Consider the following 23,654-nt stretch of genomic DNA (forward strand, 5'->3'; position numbering starts at 1 on the left):
CCTTTCAATAAATAAATCGAAAAAAATTTACGAAAATTGATTGACAATATACTTGGATTCAACATATAATTTACCTTGAATTAAGTTATTTTAATTTCAAGATAAATGATTTCAAAACAAAACTGGAGGAGAAATAAAATGACAAAAACAAAATGGGCTCTTGATACTGCACATAGCAGTGTAGATTTTTCTGTTCGCCATATGATGATTGCAAACGTAAAAGGTACTTTCAATAATTTCAGTGCAACGATTGACGCTGATCCAGCTGATTTAACAACAGCAGCAATTGAATTCTCAATTGAAACTGCCAGTGTAGATACTCGCAATAAAGATCGTGATGGTCACTTAGTTTCTGCAGATTTCTTTGACGCAGAAAATCATCCTAACATGACTTTCCGTGCTACCAAAATTGAAAAAACAGATGAAGGTGAATACAACCTTACTGGTGATTTAACATTACGTGGCGTAACTAAACCAGAAACTTTCGCTGTTACGTTTGAAGGTCAAGGAAAAGATCCATGGGGAAATGAAAAAGTTGGTTTCAGCGCACAAGGTACTATTAACCGTTCTGACTACGGTTTAGTTTGGAATGCAGCACTAGAAACTGGCGGCGTGCTTGTAGGCGATAAAGTAAAAATCAACTTACAAATCCAAGCTGCAAAAGCTTAATAATATAGCAAATTGTGGCAGATTCTTTGAGCATCTGCCCTTTTTTCAATAAAAAAGCTCTCCAATTTACATAGAGAGCCTTCAAATAAACCTTAGTCATTCAATTTTTCAAGTTCAGCTTTCAAGAATTTTGCGAGTTCCAGCATGCCAAATTTCCCGGCCTTGGCTTCAGCATCTGAATTATAGTTCGTATTCGTATTGATATCATAGGTGAAAATTTCACCTTCCACATTGCGGATAAATTCGATACCAGCAATCTGAATCCCATTATCTGCTAACACCCGCTGATATTTTTCAATGATTGGATCTGAAAAACCATCAATAATTTGGAACTTTGGTTTATTCTCTACCTCTTCCCCCACAGGGCAGAACAGGTCACCTATTTGGCATGCGTCTGCGGGACATAATTGGAACCCTTCCGATGTGTCTACCTTAACCGCATATACAAATTCCCCGCCAATGAACTCACAGCGAGTAATATAGCTTTCAGGAGCCTGAATATATTCCTGGATTAATGTAATTCCATCAATCGATTCATCAAACGCTGGACCTTCAACATAGGAACGAAGGGCCTCAGAGGATTGAAATAGCTGAACCCCAAGTCCTTTTCCAGCCCGATTATGCTTTGTAATAAAGGGTGTACCTTCAAATTCGCGGGCCGCTTCGATCATTTGTTCTTTTCCAACAGCCGCAATCGTTCTTGGTGTACGAACTTCATGTTTATTCAACTCTAAGTATTGTAAAACCTTACTTACCTCCAGCTGGAGAGCCCGTGTGCCATTAAATACTTTACGGCCATGTGATTCAAGCCATGCAAGAACTTGGGCAGTCAATTCGGGCGCAAAGCGATGTCCTCTTGTGTGAGAGGATGCACTCATTCTGTTATAGAAAACCCCTTCTGGCGGTTCCTTCGCTAAATCAAGTCTCCCGTTATCTAAATGCCATTCTTCGTATGGGACCTCCAGTTCGTCTAAACGCTTTGTTAAATGAACAGTCCACTCGCTATTTTCATGTATAATATATACCTTTTTCAAAAGAAGATCTCCTCTCATTCTGATTTTACTAGTCTATCCGTTTTGAATATACCACTATAAAAACTTCCCTATTTCTATAATAGTATAGTTTTTGCGTTTTTTTCAAAATTAATTTATCACAAATATTATTATTAACCTTGTATTTCTCATACACTTTAAAGCAAAAAAGCGTTTTTTGAAATTATTCTTGAAAATTAATAGTTTATCCAAAACACTAAAAATTACCTATTATTATTTTAATTCCATTTTACTGCATTTTCGGAACTATTTTGAAATTTTAAGAAATTAGTCTCATTGTCTTGTCATAATTTTCGGAATATTATGGAATTGTATCGAAAGAAAACAGTTTAGGGGGAATTTGGTTGAAAAAGTTTTTAAAAAGCGGTCTATCAACAGCCGTAATTGCCGGAACCTTATTTGCAGGTTTTCCTGGCAACTACATTAGCTCAACTGGGGGAGACATACTACATAAAAATCCTACTGTCTCACACTCATACGGTTCACTAGACTTATCTGTAGTAAATGAGGACAAGTTACTAGATTCATTAATTAAACGCGGAGTGATTTCTAAGAGTGCATCTTCTGCGGAAAAGCAAAAGGCTTTGCAAAACTATATAGAATTAAAAGGTAAACAAGACAAGGTAACGCAAGCTGACCCGCTTGCCGCTAAGGTCAAGGCAGCGGATGCTGAAAAACAACGGAAATTTAAAGAATTCAATAACGGTCTTTTAAAAGGAAAAGGGAACAAATATGGGCAGTTAAAGGGAAATCCGGATCCAGTTAAGGAAGGTGCTTCACCTGGAGTACAGAAAAAAGGGAAACTATTAACCTTGATGGTAGAGTATTCAGATTTTGAACATAACAACCTTAAGCCTGAAGAAACAGATAACTACTATTCAGACTATACTCCTGAACATTACGAAAAAATGATTTTTGGAAATAAAGGCGAGTTTAAAGGTCCACATGGTGAAGACCAAGTCTCTCAAAAGCAATTTTATGAAGAACAATCAGGTGGGACTTATACTATTGAAGGTAAAGCCTATGGATGGTTAAAAGTGCCTGGCACTGCCGCATACTATGGTGCTGATAAAGCAGGAGGTGGTCATGATAACGTAACACCTGGCGGTTCGAAGCAATTAGTTAAAGATACTCTTGACGCTGCAAAAGCTGCAGGCGTACCATTGCAAGACTATGATTTAGAAGACCCGCATGATTTAGATGGTGACGGCAACTTCTGGGAGCCAGATGGATTAGTTGACCACTTACAAATTATTCATTCCGGAATGGGACAAGAAGCTGGCGGCGGTACATTGGGTGATAATGCGATTTGGTCCCACCGTTCAGCAGTTTTCTATGATCCAGATGGATTAGGTAAAGGGTTACCAGGATTCTATGACTATACAGTAATGCCTGAAGACGGTGCTACAGGAGTGTTTGCTCATGAATATGGTCATGACCTCGGTCTTCCCGATGAATACGATACTCAATATACTGGTACAGGCGAAGCAATCGGCTACTGGTCCATTATGGCAAGTGGCTCATGGGCGGGTAAAATTCCTGGCGCAGAACCAACAGGATTCTCTCCATTTGCAAAACAATACTTCCAATCAACTCTTGGTGGAAAATGGACTGCACCAACACTTGTAAATTGGGATGAAGTTTCTACAAAAGGAACTCAATTCTTGCTTGACCAGGCCAATTCCCCACTTGGGAAAAATAATCAAGCAATCCGTATTAATTTACCTACAAAAATTACATCTATTAACAAACCAACCGGAACCTATGAGTACTGGGGCGGACAAGCAGATGAATCTGATACAAACATGGTTACCGATGTTGATTTAACTGGTAAAAACTCAGCAACATTAACGTTTGATGCTTGGTATGACATCGAGCCACAATGGGATTTTGCCTTTGTTCAAGTTTCTACTGATAACGGTGCAACTTGGAAATCGTTAGGGAATGCCAATACCCGTTCCGACGTGGTTCCTGAAGGTTATCCAACTATCTTAAATTCAATGCCTGGATTTACTGGAAAATCGAAAGGATGGCAACCTCAGTCATTCGACTTATCTGAGTATAAAGGTCAAAAAATTAAACTTCGTCTTCGCTATGCAACTGACTGGGGAAGCTCGTATACTGGTTTCTTCGCAGATAACATCAAAGTTGTTGCAGATGGGCAAACTTTAGTGGATGACGGGGCTGAAAATACGACTTCAGCATTTAAATTAAATGGTTTTACAAAAGAAGATGGAAACAAGTATAGCGATCATTACTATTTATTAGAATGGCGTAACCATAAAGGTGTTGACGAAGGTCTTGCCCATATTGCACGTGGTAAATCATTAATGAGCTATGATGGTGGTTTAGTAGTTTGGTATGTTGATAATAGCTTTACCGATAACTGGACAGGCACACATCCAGGAGATGGATTCTTAGGTGTTGTAGATGCCCACTTAGGTAACAACCTAGAATGGCTCCTAAGCACTGGAAAAACTGCCGAAGCAAGCACTCGCTACCATATTGCCGATGCTGCCTTTAGTTTAGATCCAACATCTGGTCTAAATATTGACTATCCAGGGGTACAAACATTGAATGCACCAAGTCAACCAGCTGTATCATTATTTAATGACAGCAACTCATTCAATAACACATTTATGCCGGATGCCGGTCGAAATATCGGTAATTATGGCCTAAAAGTTCGAGTGAACGGCGAATCCAAAGACAAATCCGTCGGCTCAATCGTAATCTATAAATAACTGTAAGAAAAAGGTCGATTCATGCTGAATCGACCTTTTTTCATAAGAAATTATTGGTGAATAACGACCCTGGTTCCATTCGGTACTGTATCGGAAAGTTGTAGTACATCTCTGTTGTACATTCTTACACATCCGTGGGAAACGGCCTTTCCAATCGAACTTGGATTATTTGTCCCATGGATTCCATAACCTAGTTTGGAAAGTGAAAGCCACATGACTCCAAAAGGTCCCCCGGGGTTCATTTGCCGGTTGACAATCACGAACTCACCCGTTGGAGTATTGGCCAGCATTTTCCCAACGGCAATTGGAAAAATTTTCACTAATTTTCCATTGTGGTATAACGCAAGTCTTCTTTTACCAACAGATACATCGATGGAATAAGGAATCGTATTTGGGTCAGGCAGTCCTGGAATTTGTACTTTTTGACCTACCTGTAAATGTCCAATTCCAGGGTTTGCTGCGTAGAGATGGTGCAAATTCACCCGATAATCAGCAGAAATCGACGCAAGTGTTTCCCCGCGTTTTACTGTATGAATCATGACTTCCCACCTTTTTATTTCCTAAAACTTATATGTGAATTTTGAGAATTGTCCAGGACCAGCGCCTAGCCCCTCGAGGTTGCTTCGGACCTGCCAATGAAATCAAAGAACGACTTCACCAACAGGTCCGAAGCACTTGTCGGGGCTGAACAAGGCGCTTCCGCTTTTCTTATTAGCATATGCCCGGACAAGTTTACCGTTGCCAACATCATAGGCAGAAGCTATTATGAACTGCGTCCTTCAATCGTATAATAAGCCTATAGGAGGTTTAAAAAAATGGATATACGTCAGCTAAAATATTTTTTAGAAATTGCCAAACACAAAAGTATTACAAAGGCAGCGGAATCTCTCCATGTTTCACAGCCCGCTCTTAGCAAAATGATGAAAGGCCTTGAAGATGAGCTCGGCATTCCACTCATCATTCGCTCAAATAAAACAAGTGATATCACAGATGCAGGCTTAATTGTCATGGAGTATGCTCAGAAAATGCTGCTATTAATGGATGAAATGTCTACAACCCTCAATGATATGACCAATCTATCAAGAGGACAAATTCACATCGGCATCCCCCCTATCATTGGCAGTCTCTTTTTTCCAAAAGTCTTGGCGAAATTTCACAAGACCTACCCGAATGTACATATCAATATAACTGAATATGGGGGAGCAAGGGTCGTAAAAAGTATTGAAGAGGGAGAGTTTGAATTAGGAGTGGCTGTCCTTCCTGTTTGAGAAAAAGATTTTGATGTCTATCCAATCGTCGAGGAGGAATTGAAATTATTAGTTCATCAAGATCATCCCTTAGCAGACCATGAAACGGTTAACCTCCATGAATTAAAAGATGAAGAATTTATTTTTTATAGTGAGGAATTCGCTTTACACCAATTCGTCTGGGATGAATGTATTAATCAAGGCTTCAAACCGAATATATTATGCAAAAGCTCGCAATGGGATTTTATGTCGGAAATGGTAGCGGCCAATTTAGGCGTAACGGCACTTCCGGATTCTATTTGTCACCGTGTCCTTAATCCTGAAATTAAAATTATTAAACTCCGTCCAGTTATTCCCTGGAAGCTGGCCGTTATTACGAAAAAAGGACGGTATATATCAAACGCTTCTCGAACCTTTATTAATTTTATTCTCAGTGCAAAGCAATTTTTCCATTATAACTAAAAGTAATGTATCTGATTCCAAATTTGTATTTTACGAATAACCAACTTCATCGTAACATTACCTAGTAATGACAAATGATGCTTTTTTCAAGGAAGGTTGTTAGGATGAAACTACTAAAAATTTGTTTACAAATCGCATTTATCGATTTATTTTTTATACTTGGCATGGCAATCAAGTCGTTTATCCACGGGCCCATTCCGGCATCCATGATTGGTTTACTCCTATTGTTTTTCGCTCTAAAGTTAAAAATTGTTAAACTTGCTTGGATTGAACAGGGCGGAAAATGGCTGCTCGCTGAATTGTTGCTCTTTTTTGTTCCTTCTGCCGTGGGGATAGTAAATTATAAAGAAATCTTGGGGTTTGAAGGGATCGAAACAATTGCTTTAATCATTTTTAGCACGATTATCGTCATGGGAACTACCGCGTTTGTATCTGAAAAAATCTATAACCATAAAAGAAGTGATGCAATATGAAAATTATTTTTTTCACATTGATTACGTATCTATTTTACCGCTTTTCTAAAAAGGCTTACGTGAAATGGTCTTTTCCGTTATTTCATCCATTATTGATTGCACCGCTTGCATTAATTGGTCTCATTAAAATGATCCATGTTTCAGCGGATATTTATCTAGAGTCGACCAACATTTTAAGTTACATGCTTGAACCGGCAACCGTTGCCTTTGCCATTCCAATCTATAAGCATTTTCATTTGATTAAAAAATATATTGGAAACATCTTAATCAGTATTACAACAGGATGCTTCATTGCTATTTTATCTTCTTTAGGACTTTCTAAGCTTATCCATTTAAATCCAGATTTTGTTGTAAGTATCCTGCCAAGATCCATTACCACACCGATTGCCATAGAAGTTTCGAAGGAAATTGGCGGACTTCCAACTTTAACAACGGTATTTGTCATATTAACTGGCGTTGTTGGTGGAGTTGTCGGTCCGATGGTGATGAAAGGCTTATCGATAAAAACACCGATTGCCAAAGGTCTTGCACTTGGAATGGCTGCACATGGTGCTGGAACGAATAAAGCGATGGAATATGGTGAACAAGAAGGAACCTTTTCAACTCTTGCGATGATTTTTGCTGCTTGGATTACCCTAATTTTTGGCTTTTCTCTCATTCCTGTATTAATGAACTTTATCCATTTACATTAAAAAACTGCCTTTCGATTTATCAGAAAGGCAGTTTTTTCTATTTGAATCAATCACTCAAACGGAACAGTGGTGCCATGTCTTCACGAATATGGTGGATATAAAAATAGTCATTACTAGCTGGATCGTAAACATAATCCTTTTTCCAAACCTCGATATTTGCAATAATTTCTTTAATTGCATGAATAAACAACCAAATTTCCTCATTTGTCATAATCGGATGCAGGGAAAAACGAACCCAGCCAGGTTTTGTAGATAGATCGCCATGGTTAATTTTATCTGTTATTTGCTTTGAGGCAGGTTGATCAATCTGATATAAATAATGGCCATATGTTCCGGCACATGAGCAACCACCCCTGACCTGAAAGCCAAAACGATCATTCAACAAACGAACGATTAAATTATAATGGATATTTTCAATGTAAAAAGAAATAATTCCCAAACGGTTTTTTACGTGACCGTCTAATATGTGGAAGGTTGGAATCTTTTCAAGCTGTGGTAAAAGGATTCCAAGCAGCTCTTTTTCTCTTTTCAATATATTTTCAACGCCCATTTGCTCTTTTAATTTCAAGCAAAGGGCTGTGCGAATCGCTTGCAAAATCCCTGGGGTTCCTCCATCCTCTCTGAGTTCAATATCTGGATAATAATGATGCTCCCCCCAAGGATTGGTCCAAAGTACAGTTCCTCCCCCCGGATGGTCTGGTACCAGATTTGAATAAAGCCTTGAATCAAAAACTAATACCCCGCTTGTTCCCGGCCCACCTAAAAACTTATGTGGCGAGAAAACGATTGCATCTAACCTTTCTAAAGGATCTTCCGGATGCATATCGATTTTGACATATGGTGCAGATGCGGCAAAATCGACAAAACATAACCCTCCATGTTGATGCATGATTTTTGCTAATTGACGATAGGGGGTTTCGATTCCTGTAACATTCGAACAAGCCGTAAAAGACCCTATTTTCAATGGACGTTCACGATATTTGTGGAGAAGCTCCTCCAATTGCTGAATATCAATCTCTCCCGTTGAGCTAGGTTTTAAAATGACGACCTCCCCGATGGTCTCAAGCCATGTTGTCTGATTTGAATGATGCTCCATATGGGTGATAAAAATAACGGGGCGCTCTTTTTCAGGAATTTGCAAATACCCTCTTAACCGTTCGGGCACTCGCAACCCTAAGATTCTCTGAAATTTATTGATTACTGAGGTCATCCCAAAGCCATCCAGAATAAGCGAATCCCGTTCATCCGCATTGACATGTTCTTTTATAATCTTTTTGGATTGTTTATAGATAGCGGTCATCATTAAACTTGTTGTATTGGACTCTGTATGTGTATTTGCCATAAATGGGCCAAATACCTCTGATATTTTCCGTTCAATTGGGCGGTAAAGACGCCCGCTTGCCGTCCAGTCCGTATAAATAATTTGCTTTTTTCCATAGGGTGTTTGATATTCATGATTGATTCCGATCACTTGTGAACGAAATCTTTGAAAATATTCCTCCAGGTTCTCTGGCAGTTTATACGTTTTACTGCCGATCATGGCGGTGATCATCTGCTTCACCTCTCCTCTATCCTGTTAATCAATATATGCAAGGTGAAGGAATGCGGATTCAAGTTCTAAAGCATCATAAAAAGCAGCCTTATACCATAAAAGCTGCTTCCATCGGGATATCTTCTTACTTATGAAACATTCAATTTAGCTGATTCTTTCCGAGTCACTTCGTCAATTTTTTGGATAAACATTTGAAAAACCTTTCGTTTCTCTTCAAGGTCTCGTATGTACACTTTTAGTTGGTTATAACTTTCCTCAAAAGGTTTGTGGTACATTTGCCGAATACTTTCTATGATCTCCTCATTTACCGTTGATTGAATCACTTGTTTCGTAATGTTGTATTTATATGAATATACCTTTAACTCTTGAGCTACCTCTTCATATTCTTTGTCGATTTCACCAAGGAAATTGGATATATCCTCTTTCCAGTCTTCCAATGATTTTTGTAAATAGGATTTTACTAGTGTCTCTTCCATAAAACCACCGCCTTATAGTCTTATCTATTAGTATAGCGGTGTTTGTTTACATAATAATTTCTGTCCGTTTACAATATAATTATTTTTAAATCAACAAAGACTTAACAAATTGTTAACATTTTTTTCATCTGTTTTTAATCGTTTCAGTTTATCATGTTTATCGTAGGTCAAAGTTGTCCGGGCTTAAAATACTCTGGTTAGGAGTTCACATGTTGGAGTGAGTTTTTGGCTATGACGCTAAGCTCGAACAACGGCCACACAAATTCTACATATTTTTCTTATTGACTGAAATCTCTTTCATTGATAAGATTTGTTTAATTCAATAAAGCAGGCAATGATGGTTGTGGGTCACACTATAACCGGAGCAGCTTCTGGAGAGACCGCACATTTGCGGCGCCGAAGGATTCACAATCTCAGGCAAAAGGACAGAAGAGAACGTTGTACATAAAACTACACACTCTTCTTTTACCGTGAGATTGGATCTATCCAATCTTTTTTTTATTTTATTCATAGAGGTGGAAGAAATGGAGCGAAGACGAGCAGTTGTAAGTGTAATTGGAAAGGATCAGGTAGGAATTATTTCAAAGGTAACAACCATTCTTGCAAATAACAACATGAACATTCTTGATATCAGCCAAACGATTCTACAGGATTTTTTCACCATGATGATGATGATCGATGTTACCGGAAAAGTAAATTTAAATAGATTAAGGGACGAATTGACCCTGGCCGGTGAAGATATGGGATTAAAAATTAACATTCAGCTTGAGGAAATTTTTCAAGCAATGCACCGCGTGTAAAAGGGAGAGATCGTTATTATGACAATTGCAATGGATGAAATCCTACAGACGATTCGCATGGTTCAAATGGAAAATCTTGATATTCGTACGGTAACAATGGGCATCAGCCTCCGGGATTGTGCCGATTCCGATTTTGAAAAAATGAATCAGCGAGTCTATGAAAAAATCACAAAATACGCTAAAAACTTAAGAGAAATGGCTGAGGAAACCGAAAAGGAATTTGGAATTCCAATCATAAATAAAAGAATTTCCATTACACCGATTGCCGAAATTCTCGGCAATGCAACGGTGGAACAAACTGTGGAGCTAGCGAAAACGCTTGACAAAGCGGCCAAACAATTGGGAATTGATTTTATCGGCGGCTTTTCTGCCCTTGTCCATAAAGGAACATCAAAGGGTGACGAAACATTGTTAAAGGCCCTTCCGGAAGCACTGAGTGTAACGGAGCGTGTTTGCTCTTCAGTTTCGGTTGCAACCACCCGTACAGGGATTAATATGGATGCCGTTAGAGAAATGGGTTTTATTATTAAAGAGGCGGCCGAAAGAACAAAGGATCAAAACGGGATTGCCTGTGCTAAGTTAGTGGTCTTTTGTAATCCTGTAGAGGACAACCCTTTTATGGCAGGTGCCTTTCACGGTGCTGGCGAAGGGGAAGCTGTTATCAATGTTGGCGTAAGTGGTCCAGGTGTAGTTTTAAGTGCGTTGAAGCGTTATCCAGATGCAGATCTTGGTGAGATTTCGGAAATCATCAAGAAAACAGCTTTTAAAATTACTCGTGCCGGGGAATTGATTGGCAGAGTTGTTGCTAGTCGGATTGGAATTCCTTTTGGGATAATGGATTTGTCATTGGCGCCAACCAATGCTTTAAATGATAGTGTTGCAGAAATTCTTGAAGAAATTGGACTTGAGCGAGTAGGAACCCACGGTACTATAGCTGCTCTGGCGCTTATGAATGATGCCGTGAAAAAAGGCGGTGCCATGGCGAGCTCTTATGTGGGTGGATTAAGCGGCGCATTTATCCCCGTTAGCGAAGATAACGGTATGATTCGAGGTATTATCGATGGCGCGCTAAATTTATCGAAGCTTGAAGCGATGACTTGCGTATGTTCTGTTGGTCTTGACATGATTGCTATAACAGGGGATGCGGCTCCTTCAACTCTTTCGGCAATGATTGCGGATGAAGCTGCCATCGGGATGATCAATAAGAAAACAACCGCCGTCCGGGTAATTCCGGTTCCGGGAAAAAAGGAAGGCGAAATGGTAGAGTTTGGCGGCCTGCTTGGCAGAGCACCTGTCATCGGGGTGAACCCATTCAGCTCTCAAAAGCTAATTAATCGTGGCGGAAGAATCCCAGCCCCTCTGCAGGCACTGATTAACTAAAGCAAAAAAGGGATGAGGGTCCGACAGTTGTAGGAGATATTCTCCCATTGTCGTTTGGCCCTCTTCTATTGTCGGATACTCTTCCCATTGTCGTTTGACCCTCTTCTATTGTCGCATAACTCTTTCCTATTGTCGTTTGACCCTCTTCTATTGTCGGATATCTCTCCGTATTGTCGCATGGACCTCTTCTATTGTCGGATAACCCTATCCCATGTCGGATACCTCTCCTAGCTAAAAATCTAACTAAACGATGGCTTCCTCAAAGAGCAATTTGTGCTTTCGGCTTGAAGCTCAGGAGCAAATTCCGCTAATTTTTTCACGAAATAACAGGTCTCCGGAAAATGATGCTCCAAAAAACGCAGTGTTGTTTTATTTAAGATCCGGTCACCTCGATATTTTTCCACCACCGACCTAATATACCCATTCATTTCAATAACAGTTTTTCCTACCTCCAATGCCAATTCTCTCTGCCTAGGAAACCCTTGCTCTGTAAATCTTAAAAAACCTTTTACATGATGGTTTTGTAAAATAAACATTTGAAATCGTTGTGCATATAGGTCTGTTTGCCGATCAACCGCTAACTCTATTGGATCTGTGATACTTCTTAATAAAATAATATGGCCAAGCTGATCCTCTAGCCATAAATCCAATAATTGGTCTAGACGCAGCGAAACCGACTCCTGTCCATTTACATAAAAGGATAGCAACCGCAAATACTCTTGATTTTCATTCAACGTGCCATTCAGGTAAGTAGGAGATAAATTAAGATTAATCTTGTTTTTTATCCGCAAATTTTGCAGATGGCCTTCAAAACGGTAATACTCATAAGCAACGGAGTAGGCTTGTTTAGCAAACGAAATTAACTCACTAGAGCGATAATCTAATGCAGGATCCATTTTTCCAAGATTAGTTTCTAAATTAGCAAATGATTGAATAAACCTTTTTGCAATCGAAATTTCCTGTTCATGTTCAACGGATAAATGATCACGTACAAAAATCGCATGATCATAAAGAATTTCAGTCCAAAATAAATGTTCTTCCCACACACTGATTGTAGCAGCCATAAACACAATCCCTCCCTATCTAAAGCATATTCCACGTTTGTCCCATTAAAAACCACAAAAAAACGATTACGATTTTCGTAACCGCCTTAATCCATATTTACAATTTTTGCGAAATCGTCTAATGATGTGGAATATTTGATATAGGTCCTTGGCAGAAGATAATGTTCGTTTTCAATTCCTTGTTTGATATAGGGACCTGGTGTTGTCGTCAATCCAAAAAGGTAATACTTTTTTGTCTCTGTCACAACCCTAGGATTAAAATTCCCGTAAGGATAGGAAATCGCGATTACTTCTTTATCAATTATTTTTTCTAATGCCCTTTTCGACTCTCTTAATTCTGGAACAAGATTTTCTGTTTTGGTCAAGTCAAGATGGGTAGCAGTGTGAGACTGGATTGAAATCAATCCGGATTTAGAGAGCGATTTTAAATCATCTTCTAACAAACGGTTCGCGCGTCCAATAAAATCTGTGATGATAAAAAAGGTTCCTGCCGGTTTAAACTGATTTGTTTGAAGTTTTTGAAAAACCTTAAAGGCATTCAAATTATTTTTATAGCCATCATCAAATGTGAGGAAAATCGGCTTCTTAACAAGATCAATCTTCTGCCATTGCTCAAACGTTAATAAGGTATATCCATGATCCCGTAAGTAAGTGATTTGCTTTTCAAAATTCTCCGGGGTCACATACAACTCCTTTTGGCCATGCCCTGTAAATTCCGCAATGGAATGATAGACCAGGATAGGCACCTTCTTTTGTGCAAATACTTGTGACGGAGGACCGACAAGCAGAAATCCAAGGATAAGAACTAATAATTTAAACATAGAATTCCTCTCTTTTGATGATTATTTACTTTTATTATCCCTAAGAGAAATCATTCTATGAACTTGCATCATACTGGATTTATCGAGGTTAACTTTTTGATCCCCTTAGATTTCCTATTTCTCCTCCATTCCATTATTCCAAGGTTAATCATGATGGATAAATATACAGCAATCGGGAAGGAAATAGAATGATTGAGAAAGATTGATAGCAGTATTAGAACGATTCTGAATGTGACAAAGACCCAGGTGATGGCATAGCTTCTCAACATCCACAATTTATGCTCCTGGACTTTTCGCTGAACTGCACGCATGCCCCCGAAAGATGTAGTCCATAACCAACAAACATCCAGGACAAGGAAAGCAATGGTGGACCCTCTCCCTCCTGTTGCAAAAAGGGAAAGATATGGTACGACAAGGATATTAAGAAAAATGGATCCTGCATATAGGTAACCCAATCTCTTATGGAGCTTTATGTTCTTCCCGCTTTTCATTGTTAATTGAAGTGGACCCAAAGCCAACGAAATGATTCCCAGCACAATATGCGGGTAAAAAAACCATTTCCATGTGGACAATGAAAAATCATGATTCTTCAATTTTGCTTTTACGATGGGTGCCTGCTCTACCCCATTGTTTAAAAACATAAAGAAGATATATAAAGTGAATAAAAAAATGATGGAATAAAGGAGCCCTGTTTGCAGAATTCCCTTTTTTGTATTTTTCATTCTTCCAATATCCTTAACTATTTATATGGTTCTCTACTGTTTTTTCAAAACATTTATAAGGGGCTTTGCGAAAAGGAAAGTAGATCTCTCCTCGTTCTACATACCCTGCTTTTTCATACAACCTGACGGCACTCGGATTCCCGCTAAACACATCAAGGCGAATACTCGTATAACCATTTTTGTCTCCAAATTCTTCAGCAAATAAAAGAAGCAAATTACCAACCCCCTTCCCTTGATAGCATGGGTGAACTGCTAACCTGTGAACAATCAATGGATTTCCAAATAGATCCTCCCATTTAACCTGTTCATACCGTTTGCTTCCATTCACATCAAGAGTTATTGCGGCGACTAATTGATCTTCCTCAAAGATTCCATAGAGATTTCCTTTTTTAATATCACCCTTTATAACAAATCGGTTTGGATAAAAACGATCCCATTGGAAAATCCTCTTTTTCTTTAAATGATCAGTAATCTTTGTGTAAAATTGTTTCACATTTTTATAATCTTTTAAGCTGATGGATACAATCTCCATTCTTATCACCACTATTAGATACCGACCGTCGGTATGAAATGTTGATTAAGAATCCCCCTTAGGAAGACTCTTTAAGACAATGTCTTCATAATGAGTTGAAAAATATCACTCAAATCAACTTTATCCTCTTCTGAAGACGTTAATATTTGCGTGACCCGTAACCCATAGGAAAAAGTCATTAACAAAATTGACATTTTCGCTGCATCAATATTTGTAGGAATCACACCATTTTCTTGACCCATTTTGATCCATTGGGTTCCCGTCTCTTTGCTGTAATTAAAAAGATCATTAAGAATTTTTTTTACCTTTTCATTCTCCTGACTTAGTAGATAAATAAAGATGAGATTGCCAATATCCTTCGTATTTTGACGTGAGTGGAAAAATTGACCAACTACACCAAATCGGCTGCCATCATCTGCTTCTTCAATCGAGCGTGTAATTGTCTTGTGAAACTTTTCATTCATTTCGGTTATTTTCGATTTCAAGATCAGTCCAAATAATTCGTCTTTGCTATCTACATAATGATAAATGGCACCTTTAGAAAGTCCGGATTTTTCAATGATATCCTTTAAGGTAGTATTTCTACAGCCCTTTTCTAAAATGATTTCTTCTGTTGTGGATAAGATATGCTGAAAGCTCGGATTATCGTAGATTGTTGGATTTGACATAATTACTACCTTCCCTGCTTGTTTAATTATGAATGATTAAGTCTAAACGTTTTTTGGCATACCTGCGATAAATGATCGTAAACAGAATAGCCACACCAATAAAACAGTAAAAAATGATTTGTGAAACGGCTAAAAAAGAAGAAATTGAGAGCTCATATACAAGAACAATTTTTACCGCCGCTTCCCCCAGCAATGCAATGCCCCAAATCGCCGTCATTACCCTTAGAACAAATCGGAAATAGGGAATTTCCCAGTTTTTTGTAAACTGCCCCTTCTTTTCCCCTTGGTTACTTGCACTAAATCGAATTGCGAAATGATAAATCAGTGGTTTTGCAAAAAACAATGACCCAAGAAATATAAGCCCTAATAGACCGGTGACCATTGACTCCCGCAATAAAATTAACCGCTCATTCCCGCCTAAAACGAATGCCGCTAAGCTTAGCAGAAATCCTGTCAACATAAATATGCCAAAGGCATCAGCCTTTCGAAACTTTACAACACGATAAAGATTATCCCCTAATGGAATCAACGTAGCTAAAAGTAATGAAACAAAGCTTGAAAAATGACCTAAAAGTAGATTGTAAACCAATACCGGAATAGCCCCATTTATGACGATACTGAAAGCAATACTTAAAATCAATTTCTTTTTGGATGAAATCTTCATAACCTTTTCCTCCATTTTCCAATTTATAAAAATATCATACAAACCGACGGTCGGTTTGTCAATAAGTTTATTCCCAATCTAAACCCAATTTTTTTATGAATGGTCTCCTTATGTGACTTCTTTAATTCGAAAGTGGTAGACTAAAATTATATTCACAAAAAAGGAGTACCAATCATGCCGGAATACAAAGTATTATTTCTTGATGTTGATGGAACCATCCTAAGGCCGGATGACACTATTGAAGCCTCAACCAAAGAGGCAATTTCCACTGTCCAAGAAAAGGGAATCGAAGTTTTTTTAGCAACCGGGAGACCACTACATGAGCTTGATAAAATTGCTGAGGAATTAAATATTCATTCTTTTATAGGCTACAACGGTGCCTATGCCGTCTACAATCAGGAAGATCTTTTTAAAGAGTATATGAATGAGGAAAATGTGAAACAGTTTCTGCAAATAGCAGCAGATAATCAACATGAAGCCGTCCTTTATACAAACGATAGTAATGCCTTTACCCATCTGGAATCTCCTATTGCAGCACAGTTTATTGAAAAATTCCACATACACAAAAATAGCAGCTACACTACATCATTGGGTAATCAGATTTTAGGAATAACGCTGATGAATTTAAAGGAAGGTGATGTTGAGCATTATAAAAATAACGATGGGATTCATTTATCACAGGTGCATCTTGAAGGCTTAAAGCACTGTTATGATGTCATCAGGGACAAAGTGAACAAGGGAATCGGGATCCAAATGGTTTTAAAACATCTTGGGATTGACAAGGAGAGCTCGATTGCTTTTGGTGACGGAATGAATGATAAGGAAATGCTAATGAGTGTGGGCGAAGGTTTTGCGATGGGAAATGGCCACCCGGATCTCTTTCAATACGCGAAACATAAAACGACTGAGGTAACAAACTCCGGGATTTATAATGGCTTGAAAAAACTTGGTTTAGTAGGTTAATAAAAGAAGCAGTGGAATTAAATTTTCCACTGCTCTTTTAACTTCATATTATATTTTTGTTAAAAGGATTCCCAGCACTGCCGAGAACACACCAATAATTTGATATAATTTTAATTTTTCCTTATAAATCCAGCAACCCGCCAAAACGACGATTAAACAATTTAAACTAACAATTGGGAAAACAATGCTGGCAGCTCCAAACTGTAAGGCAAAGAAATAAGCAGCATAACCAAAAACACTAATGATTCCCACCATTGCCCCTACACCCGCCTCATTCCGCCGCCATTTTTCTTTTTGCAGAAGGCTGCAAACGGCCAAATAAACACTGCCGCCGCCATACATCGAAATAAGGATATTTACAGAATTAATGTGTAAATAGGTGGAAGTTTTCATCAAAATCCCCAAAATACCAAAAGACAAAATGGCAAGTGCAACCCTTAGAATCCACGGCAGATAACTTGTATTTCGTTTTGAAGACGGTGAATACTGAATCACCATCGCTGACCCTAACATAAATACAATACCCAGCCATTGTAATAAGCTTATTTTCTCGTGAAAAATAAGTCCAGCACTTAAAATTGGAAAGAGTGCATTCGTGCCGATTAGTGGTGAAGTGAGACTTGCTGGTCCCTTTTCAAAGGCTTTAGACATTTGGATATTACCGTTTGCATTTAAAATACCAATTAAAGAACCTAGTAAAATGGTGAATAGGTTAAAGTGAAGGATTCCATTCATCGCTCCATATCCAAATGATACGATAAAGGCAACAAAATAAAAGAAAAATTGGATATGAAGTTTTGATAGTCCATTTCCGGTACTCCACTTAAAAATCGTGTTATTCGTTCCAAAGCTAATCATGGTTATAAATGCAGCTGCGATCCACATGATGAACCTTCTTTCTGTCTATCAAATTCTCTTAAAATTTTATTCCTTTTTTCGAAATTTCTCAATCCCTTTTTTGTCAATTTTCGATATTTACGCTCTTTTTGCAGAAAGCTGTAGGTATTTTGAGATTTCCGTCTTGTTTTGATAGCTTTTGTCACCTAGCAGGAAAAGCAGGTACTTCTTGGTGAATTATAAGATTAAGAGAAACATTCGTAGATAATAGGGGAAGGAATGAATTTTTTATGAAAGCATACACAATCAAAGAAGCCGCTAAGGAAATTAATATATCTCATGGAATTATTCGGAAGTGGGTAAAAGAGTTTGATGGACTCTTAGACATTCCAAGAACAAAGCAAGGAGCAAGAATTTATACCGAGTCAGAAATAGAGCTCTTTCAAGAGATTAAGCAGAGGTTTGCAAATAAAGAAAGCAAAGAATCTGTACGTGAATGGCTACTAATTAGACATGAACCAGTCGTTGAAACAATATCTGAACCAGAGGAAGTAACCGTTCCAATGGATTCTAATCCATTGGACAATGACCTCGATCCGGTGCCAAACCCGGATGAAAGTGAAAGCCCCGAAACTCAAGAAATCTCCTTAGAGCTTGTTTCCAGCCCTGAGCAGGAGTCTGCTATTGCAACCCATGAACTTTTAAACAATGCTAATTTGTTTTTTGAAGCAATGGATACGTACAAGCAAACCTTTTTAAGTGAAGTAAAAAGCGAGATCCGCAGTGTGGTCCGCAAGGAAGTTCTTGATGAAGTAAAAAAAGAGATTCAAAAAGGTAGTTGCATAACTGTAAAATCCCTCTCTGATGCGGTTTATAAGTCATCGGAAAACACCAAGGAAGAAATTAAAGAGCTATCTGCTGCAATTGAAAAAAACGGTGAACAGACAACGGATTCCCTTAAATATCTTTCGAATAGCATTGCAAACGTATCAATTGAAACCGCTGAAGAGATTTACTCCCTTTCCAAGCAAGTTGCCGAAACATCAGAAGGCCTTTCTCACTATATGGATGTCACCAATGAGGAAATTACAAATTTAACTGAAGCGATTACAAAGGAACGAGAGATTCACCTGGAAGAACGTGAACATTTGTCACGAGAAATTATAAAAAGAGAGGCTGCCTTTCAAAACATGTTAACCAGTTTTCGTGATGTTGCCGCCACTAAAGAGAAGAAATGGTGGAAATTCTGGTCTTAGGATTATTGATCACTTATTGCCAAGGGTCTAAATAATTTTAGGAGGGTGATATTGATGAATACAAGTGAGGTTTCAAAATTATTAGGAGTATCTTCAAGTACCATCCAACGCTGGGTAAAACAACTCGAACTTCCAATGGAAAGAAATGAACGGGGACATTATTTTTTTAAAGATGAGGATATTGCCTTACTAAAAAAAATCCAGGAACAAATCCAAAATGGAGCACTCTTACAAGATATTGCTCCCGTCCAAGAGAAAAAGCCACGAAGGGGGATTGTTAAGGCAGTAGAAAACGATCATGCAATAGAAAAACTGTTTGCAAAGGTAAGTGAGTTGGAAATCAGCCTGAATGAAAAAGCGGATTCCGTTGCCTCCTATCAACTCCTGCAGCACCGTAGAGAAATTGAGGAACTTCAGTCCCAAGTAAAGGCATTAAATCTCCAGCTCGAAACACTGCAAAAGCAAGTTACCGAGCTATCCACCCCTGTTCAGACAGAAATCGTTCATTTTCAAAAGAAAAAACCTAAAAAGAAGAACATTGTCAGCATGTTATTCGGATTGTTTTAATAGGCTGTGTTAAAGGACAATGTTGATTTTAACCAACGTTGATTGGAGCGGAAGGCACGAAGACTCCTCGAAAATGCTAACGCATTTTCTTCGTGCGTGGGCGGATTCAAGGAGCAATTCAGTGTCCTGTGGGATTACGGGACAGGGGAGACCCCGCAGGAGCGAAGCGACGAGGAGGCTCCCCGAACCGCCCACGAACCGCTTGTGCCTGGAGCGGAAATCAACAACCAGGTTTAACAGAGCCTTGTAATAAAAAGAGGGTCGAATGTAGGAAAACACATTCGACCCTTTTTATTATAGATTATCTGGTCAAACCCTTCTGCCTATGACCAGATAAAATATCTAATTCAACCAAAGGACTTGTATACTTCTTTATAAGATAACTTCCGAGACCTATACAAATGATAAATGAAAAAATAATCAGTAAAACATAATTATTCGATACCAAATCTAAACGATCGTTCGGTAAAAACGATTGAATCGATTTTAAAATAAACCCATGAAATAAATAGACATAAAGGGTTCTCTCCCCTATTTTTGTTACTTTAAACTTATTTGAAGGAATTAATGCCAAAAAGCCAAATACCACAACAAGTGTAAGGACATATTGACCGGCACGAAGTAATCCATCGATAAACTGCTCTTTCCCCATATGTGCATAAGAGGTATCACCTAATAGCCATGGGACCGCATCCTTCGGAAAGCCAATCGCAAACAATACGATTATTGCAAGAATGACCACCACTCCAAGAGGACGTGAAATTTTTGAGCGAATAAGTCCTCTAAGCATTTCCTTATCCAACAAATACCCTAATAGGAAATAAGGAAAAAACACAAAGGTTCTCGAAAGGCTTAAAAAACTGCCGACGGAATCAATATAACCAATGGCGATTCCCAATATGACGGAAACCAAAAATCCATACCATCTGTATTTTGCAAATAAATAAAGCATTATATTCCAACAAAACATACTGAGTAAAAACCATAACGACCAATGGGGATGAAGAAAATCAATTTCAAATGATTTTTCCTGACCGCTTACAAAGTAAAAGATGGAATAGATAATTTGAAAAATAAAATAGGGTAATAATACTTTCTTTACTGTTTTTAATAAGTAGCCTTTTTTTCGGTAGCCCTTGGCAAAATACCCCGAAATCAAAATAAATGCCGGCATATGAAACAGAAATATGACTGTATATAACGTGAATAAGAATCCATCATCCTCTTTTAACGGACTGATCACATGACCAAAAACAACAAGAAAAATTAATACAAATTTCGCATTATCAAAAAACATACTCCTTTTTGAAGCTGAAGCCATTTTATCACCTCAAATATTATTTCAAAAAAGGTATTTAAAATTATTCAAGATTTTAAAAGTGGAGATCTAAAACCATTATACCCTTTTTATATTACAGGGATATGTAACTAAGTTTTCTTTCTGTTTCATCCTTTTTACAATTTTACAATAATAATCAAAAATACCCACGATTAATTTACCATATAAATCTTAATCCAAGCTTAATATTAGCAGAAATTTTTTGCGCAAGCTTTGGATAAGCTTATCTGCTGATTTGCGCTCCAGGTGCAATAAAAAAGGGGCAAGTTCAAAAAATTGAACCTGTCCCTTTTACTTGTTCATCTATTCATTTATTCTAAATTGCTGTGTTGTTTAAACGCTATTTGATGGTTTACCTGATTTAGTTCACCGTAAAAAAGACAAATCGTATCAAAAAGAATATGAGCACATTGATCAAATAAGGAACCTAGCGGCTGAATGGTTTCCCGTTCATTTTCACGACGGTATTTTGTTGCAGCCGGAACATGAAGAATTTGGTCTGCAACAGCGGCTAATGGTGAACCGGTATTCGTTGTCATCGCAATAATCGTAGCTCCGATTGATTTCGCTTTATCGGATGTCCATGTAACACTTTTGGTTGTGCCCGAACCCGAAACAGCTACCAAAACATCCCCTTCCTTAATGGAAGGTGTAATTGTTTCCCCTACAACGTAAACATTCGCACCGAGATGCATTAATCTCATTGCAAAAGACTTTGCCATTAAACCTGAACGGCCTTCTCCGACAACGAAAATTCTGGTTGCCTTTATAAGATGATCTGCTAAGTCATGAAGAGGCTGTTCCTCTATTTGTCCGAGCACTGCTTCTATCTCTTTTAAAATAGTAAAGACCTTATTCATCGACGTGTTCACCCTCCAATTTTACAATTAAATCTTTGAATTTTTCTGCCGCTTCTTTTGGATTACCAGCCTTTGTGATCGCCGACCCGATAATGACCACATCAGGATTCAACCTTGCTTTGAGGGACTTTAATGTATCCGTTGTAATCCCTCCTGCCACCGCGGTTTTAAGAAAATGTTTTTTAAACATCTCGGTTTGACGTATTCCACTTTGGGATTTACCATTTTCTTCTTGTTCATCCTTGCTGACATGGTCACAAAAAATCGCATCTTTATATTTCATTAAATAGCTTTTCTGCTCTTCAGATGTATTTAATAAATCAATCATAACTTGCTTGTTATGCTGACTGGCAACCTCAAGACATGTATCAATGGTTACCAATGGTGAGACTCCCATAACTGTAGCCACATCAGCTCCTGCCTTAAAACACATTTCAAATTCATAACGTGCATTATCAATTGTCTTGATATCAGCAATAATTTTTTTATTAGGAAAGGCATTCTTTAGTTCTTTTATACTTGTCATTCCAAATTCTTTAATTAAGGATGTTCCCACTTCAATCCAGTCGATGGAATGCTCTACTAGTTTTGTTAATTGAATGGCTTCTTGAATTTCTAATCGATCAAGCGCTAATTGTATTTTCATCAAGCGAGCTCCTCTTATTTAATAAATCGGTTTACTAAATCGGTTTATTAAAATTATAAACTACTTTTCTTTAATATACAATCCCATTCATAAAATGGATATTAATAATAAAACAGCAATGGTACTGAACCGTTTGCTGTTTTTACTTAAATTTTTTCATTGAATCATTATTTTACTTTGAAAAACAATCTCTTCTGGTTTTATTTCGGTTTTGTTAATTTTCGCAAATAATAATTCTGCCGCCTTTTTCCCCATTTCAAATGCAGGTTGTGTAATAACTGTAATAGGCGGTTCAACCAAGTGGGCAAATGGAATATTATCGAACACAATCAAATCGATATCTTTCCCTAACGCTCGGTTTGTTTCTTTAAGGAATTCTAAAACTTCTAAAAATACCCGGTCATTTCCAGAAAATAATGCGGTTGGCGGTTCACTTAGGGAAAATAATTTTTCCAAATTCGCTTTCAAATCTGAAATATTGGCTTCAATTATATAATCAGAATTAATAGTAATACCCTCATCCTTCATCGCTTTTTTATAGCCTTCTAGCCTGTCTTTACGTGTACTAATCGTCAGTGGCTGAACAGCAAAAGCAATTTTCCGGTGTCCCCTTTTTAAAAAATAGACAATCGCATTATACGTAGACTGCATATTATCTGTCACAATCGAGAGGGCCTTTAGGTTCTCTACCTTCCGATCCATGAATACAACTGGATAGTCTTCCACAATCATATTTTTGTATAAATCATGATTTTGACCGGTAGGAAAAATAATCAGTCCATCTACCTGCTTTGCCCGCAACATTTCAATATAGTTCTTTTCCTTTTGCGGATCATCATCCGCATTACAAACAATCGCGTGAATTCCATGTTCATGAAAGTAATCCTCTATTGCACGGCTAACCTCCGTAGAAAATCGATGCATAATATTGGCCACAATAATCCCCACCATTGAGGTTCGTTTTTGCTTTAAGCTTCTTGCAATATAATTTGGCTGGTAGCCTAAGTTTTTTATCGCTTCTTCAATTTTTAATTTTGTTTTTTCCCCCATATATTCAAATCGATTATTCAAAAATTGTGAAACTGTGCTTTTCGATACGCCCGCTTCTTTTGCTACGTCGGCCATGGTGACTTTTTCCATTCTATCTTCCTCTTTCATCCTATTTCAATGA

Annotated in this window: 24 protein-coding genes, 1 pseudogene and 1 riboswitch; of the genes and pseudogenes, 10 read left to right on the forward strand and 15 right to left on the reverse strand. The window is 38.0% G+C overall.

From position 1 onward, the window contains the following. Positions 1–138: 138 nt before the first annotated feature. Positions 139–669 (forward strand): YceI family protein, encoded by a 531-nt coding sequence (locus E2K98_RS21585; protein WP_133337822.1) that lies wholly within the window; start codon positions 139–141, stop codon positions 667–669. A 92-nt stretch (positions 670–761) separates the two neighbouring features. Here E2K98_RS21585 and E2K98_RS21590 read toward each other — a convergent pair whose 3' ends face one another. Beyond that, positions 762–1,703 carry an ATP-grasp domain-containing protein gene (locus E2K98_RS21590; RefSeq protein ID WP_133337824.1) on the reverse strand — a complete coding sequence of 314 codons (942 nt, stop codon included), beginning with the start codon at positions 1,701–1,703 and terminating at the stop codon, positions 762–764. A gap of 362 nt (positions 1,704–2,065) precedes the next feature. Between E2K98_RS21590 and E2K98_RS21595 the strand changes: the two genes are divergently transcribed. Beyond that, positions 2,066–4,462, forward strand: coding sequence for an immune inhibitor A domain-containing protein (locus tag E2K98_RS21595; protein ID WP_133337826.1), 2,397 nt, complete (start codon positions 2,066–2,068; stop codon positions 4,460–4,462). Between the two features lie 50 nt (positions 4,463–4,512). Here the strand turns inward: E2K98_RS21595 and E2K98_RS21600 are convergent, their stop codons facing one another. After that, positions 4,513–5,001, reverse strand: coding sequence for a L,D-transpeptidase family protein (locus tag E2K98_RS21600; RefSeq protein ID WP_133337828.1), 489 nt, complete (start codon positions 4,999–5,001; stop codon positions 4,513–4,515). A 276-nt stretch (positions 5,002–5,277) separates the two neighbouring features. On the opposite strand from E2K98_RS21600, the pseudogene E2K98_RS21605 reads away from it, so the two are divergent. From E2K98_RS21605 to E2K98_RS21615, 3 genes and pseudogenes are all read left to right on the forward strand, one after another. Further along, positions 5,278–6,171, forward strand: a pseudogene (locus E2K98_RS21605) (LysR family transcriptional regulator). A 104-nt stretch (positions 6,172–6,275) separates the two neighbouring features. Beyond that, positions 6,276–6,644 carry a CidA/LrgA family protein gene (locus E2K98_RS21610; protein ID WP_133337830.1) on the forward strand — a complete coding sequence of 123 codons (369 nt, stop codon included), beginning with the start codon at positions 6,276–6,278 and terminating at the stop codon, positions 6,642–6,644. Then, positions 6,641–7,336 carry an LrgB family protein gene (locus tag E2K98_RS21615; RefSeq protein ID WP_133337832.1) on the forward strand — a complete coding sequence of 232 codons (696 nt, stop codon included), beginning with the start codon at positions 6,641–6,643 and terminating at the stop codon, positions 7,334–7,336. Before E2K98_RS21610 ends, E2K98_RS21615 begins: the two co-directional genes overlap by 4 nt. Positions 7,337–7,382: 46 nt before the next feature. Here the strand turns inward: E2K98_RS21615 and E2K98_RS21620 are convergent, their stop codons facing one another. Both E2K98_RS21620 and E2K98_RS21625 read right to left on the reverse strand, forming a co-directional pair. Then, entirely contained in the window at positions 7,383–8,888 is a 1,506-nt protein-coding gene (locus E2K98_RS21620; protein ID WP_133337834.1) for an aminotransferase class V-fold PLP-dependent enzyme, read from the reverse strand. 128 nt (positions 8,889–9,016) lie between these two features. Further along, positions 9,017–9,364, reverse strand: coding sequence for a hypothetical protein (locus E2K98_RS21625; protein WP_133337836.1), 348 nt, complete (start codon positions 9,362–9,364; stop codon positions 9,017–9,019). Positions 9,365–9,725: 361 nt separating this feature from the next. Beyond that, positions 9,726–9,803: riboswitch (glycine riboswitch) on the forward strand. Between the two features lie 85 nt (positions 9,804–9,888). Between E2K98_RS21625 and E2K98_RS21630 the strand changes: the two genes are divergently transcribed. Next, on the forward strand, positions 9,889–10,164 hold the full coding sequence (locus E2K98_RS21630; RefSeq protein WP_133337838.1) for an ACT domain-containing protein: 276 nt from the start codon (positions 9,889–9,891) through the stop codon (positions 10,162–10,164). Positions 10,165–10,182: 18 nt separating this feature from the next. Further along, positions 10,183–11,544: a PFL family protein gene (locus tag E2K98_RS21635; protein ID WP_133337840.1), complete on the forward strand. Its 1,362-nt coding sequence runs from the start codon at positions 10,183–10,185 to the stop codon at positions 11,542–11,544. Between the two features lie 239 nt (positions 11,545–11,783). On the opposite strand, the gene E2K98_RS21640 is transcribed toward E2K98_RS21635, so the two are convergent. The 6 genes from E2K98_RS21640 to E2K98_RS21665 all read right to left on the reverse strand — a co-directional run bounded on the left by E2K98_RS21640 (position 11,784) and on the right by E2K98_RS21665 (position 16,015). Beyond that, complete coding sequence (locus E2K98_RS21640) at positions 11,784–12,608, reverse strand: DUF2935 domain-containing protein (protein WP_133337842.1); 825 nt, start codon at positions 12,606–12,608, stop codon at positions 11,784–11,786. A gap of 86 nt (positions 12,609–12,694) precedes the next feature. After that, positions 12,695–13,429, reverse strand: coding sequence for a polysaccharide deacetylase family protein (locus tag E2K98_RS21645; protein ID WP_133337844.1), 735 nt, complete (start codon positions 13,427–13,429; stop codon positions 12,695–12,697). A 68-nt stretch (positions 13,430–13,497) separates the two neighbouring features. Beyond that, entirely contained in the window at positions 13,498–14,151 is a 654-nt protein-coding gene (locus E2K98_RS21650) for a DUF2306 domain-containing protein (RefSeq protein ID WP_133337846.1), read from the reverse strand. A gap of 13 nt (positions 14,152–14,164) precedes the next feature. Next, entirely contained in the window at positions 14,165–14,683 is a 519-nt protein-coding gene (locus E2K98_RS21655; protein ID WP_133337848.1) for a GNAT family N-acetyltransferase, read from the reverse strand. A 71-nt stretch (positions 14,684–14,754) separates the two neighbouring features. Further along, entirely contained in the window at positions 14,755–15,351 is a 597-nt protein-coding gene (locus tag E2K98_RS21660; RefSeq protein WP_133337850.1) for a TetR/AcrR family transcriptional regulator, read from the reverse strand. A 22-nt stretch (positions 15,352–15,373) separates the two neighbouring features. Next, positions 15,374–16,015, reverse strand: coding sequence for a VC0807 family protein (locus tag E2K98_RS21665; protein ID WP_133337852.1), 642 nt, complete (start codon positions 16,013–16,015; stop codon positions 15,374–15,376). Between the two features lie 174 nt (positions 16,016–16,189). On the opposite strand from E2K98_RS21665, the gene E2K98_RS21670 reads away from it, so the two are divergent. Continuing rightward, a complete protein-coding gene (locus E2K98_RS21670) occupies positions 16,190–16,978 on the forward strand; it encodes a Cof-type HAD-IIB family hydrolase (protein ID WP_133337854.1) in 789 nt (262 codons plus the stop codon). 48 nt (positions 16,979–17,026) lie between these two features. Here the strand turns inward: E2K98_RS21670 and E2K98_RS21675 are convergent, their stop codons facing one another. Continuing rightward, positions 17,027–17,863, reverse strand: coding sequence for a DMT family transporter (locus E2K98_RS21675; RefSeq protein ID WP_133337856.1), 837 nt, complete (start codon positions 17,861–17,863; stop codon positions 17,027–17,029). 242 nt (positions 17,864–18,105) lie between these two features. On the opposite strand from E2K98_RS21675, the gene E2K98_RS21680 reads away from it, so the two are divergent. Both E2K98_RS21680 and E2K98_RS21685 read left to right on the forward strand, forming a co-directional pair. Next, positions 18,106–19,071: a MerR family transcriptional regulator gene (locus tag E2K98_RS21680; protein ID WP_133337858.1), complete on the forward strand. Its 966-nt coding sequence runs from the start codon at positions 18,106–18,108 to the stop codon at positions 19,069–19,071. Positions 19,072–19,125: 54 nt separating this feature from the next. Continuing rightward, entirely contained in the window at positions 19,126–19,638 is a 513-nt protein-coding gene (locus E2K98_RS21685; RefSeq protein WP_133337860.1) for a MerR family transcriptional regulator, read from the forward strand. A gap of 301 nt (positions 19,639–19,939) precedes the next feature. On the opposite strand, the gene E2K98_RS21690 is transcribed toward E2K98_RS21685, so the two are convergent. The 4 genes from E2K98_RS21690 to E2K98_RS21705 form a co-directional block, all read right to left on the reverse strand. Further along, positions 19,940–20,959, reverse strand: a complete 1,020-nt coding sequence (locus E2K98_RS21690; RefSeq protein ID WP_133337862.1) for an acyltransferase family protein — start codon at positions 20,957–20,959, stop codon at positions 19,940–19,942. A 329-nt stretch (positions 20,960–21,288) separates the two neighbouring features. Beyond that, a complete protein-coding gene (hxlB, locus tag E2K98_RS21695; RefSeq protein ID WP_133337864.1) occupies positions 21,289–21,837 on the reverse strand; it encodes a 6-phospho-3-hexuloisomerase in 549 nt (182 codons plus the stop codon). Beyond that, the gene (hxlA, locus tag E2K98_RS21700; RefSeq protein ID WP_133337866.1) at positions 21,830–22,483 is read right to left on the reverse strand and encodes a 3-hexulose-6-phosphate synthase; all 654 of its coding nucleotides are present in this window, start codon (positions 22,481–22,483) and stop codon (positions 21,830–21,832) included. The genes hxlB and hxlA overlap by 8 nt, the downstream gene beginning before the upstream one ends. Before the next feature lie 156 nt (positions 22,484–22,639). After that, positions 22,640–23,623 (reverse strand): LacI family DNA-binding transcriptional regulator, encoded by a 984-nt coding sequence (locus E2K98_RS21705; RefSeq protein ID WP_208025405.1) that lies wholly within the window; start codon positions 23,621–23,623, stop codon positions 22,640–22,642. Between the last annotated feature and the right edge of the window lie 31 nt (positions 23,624–23,654).

It is taken from the genome of Bacillus salipaludis (assembly GCF_004358205.1).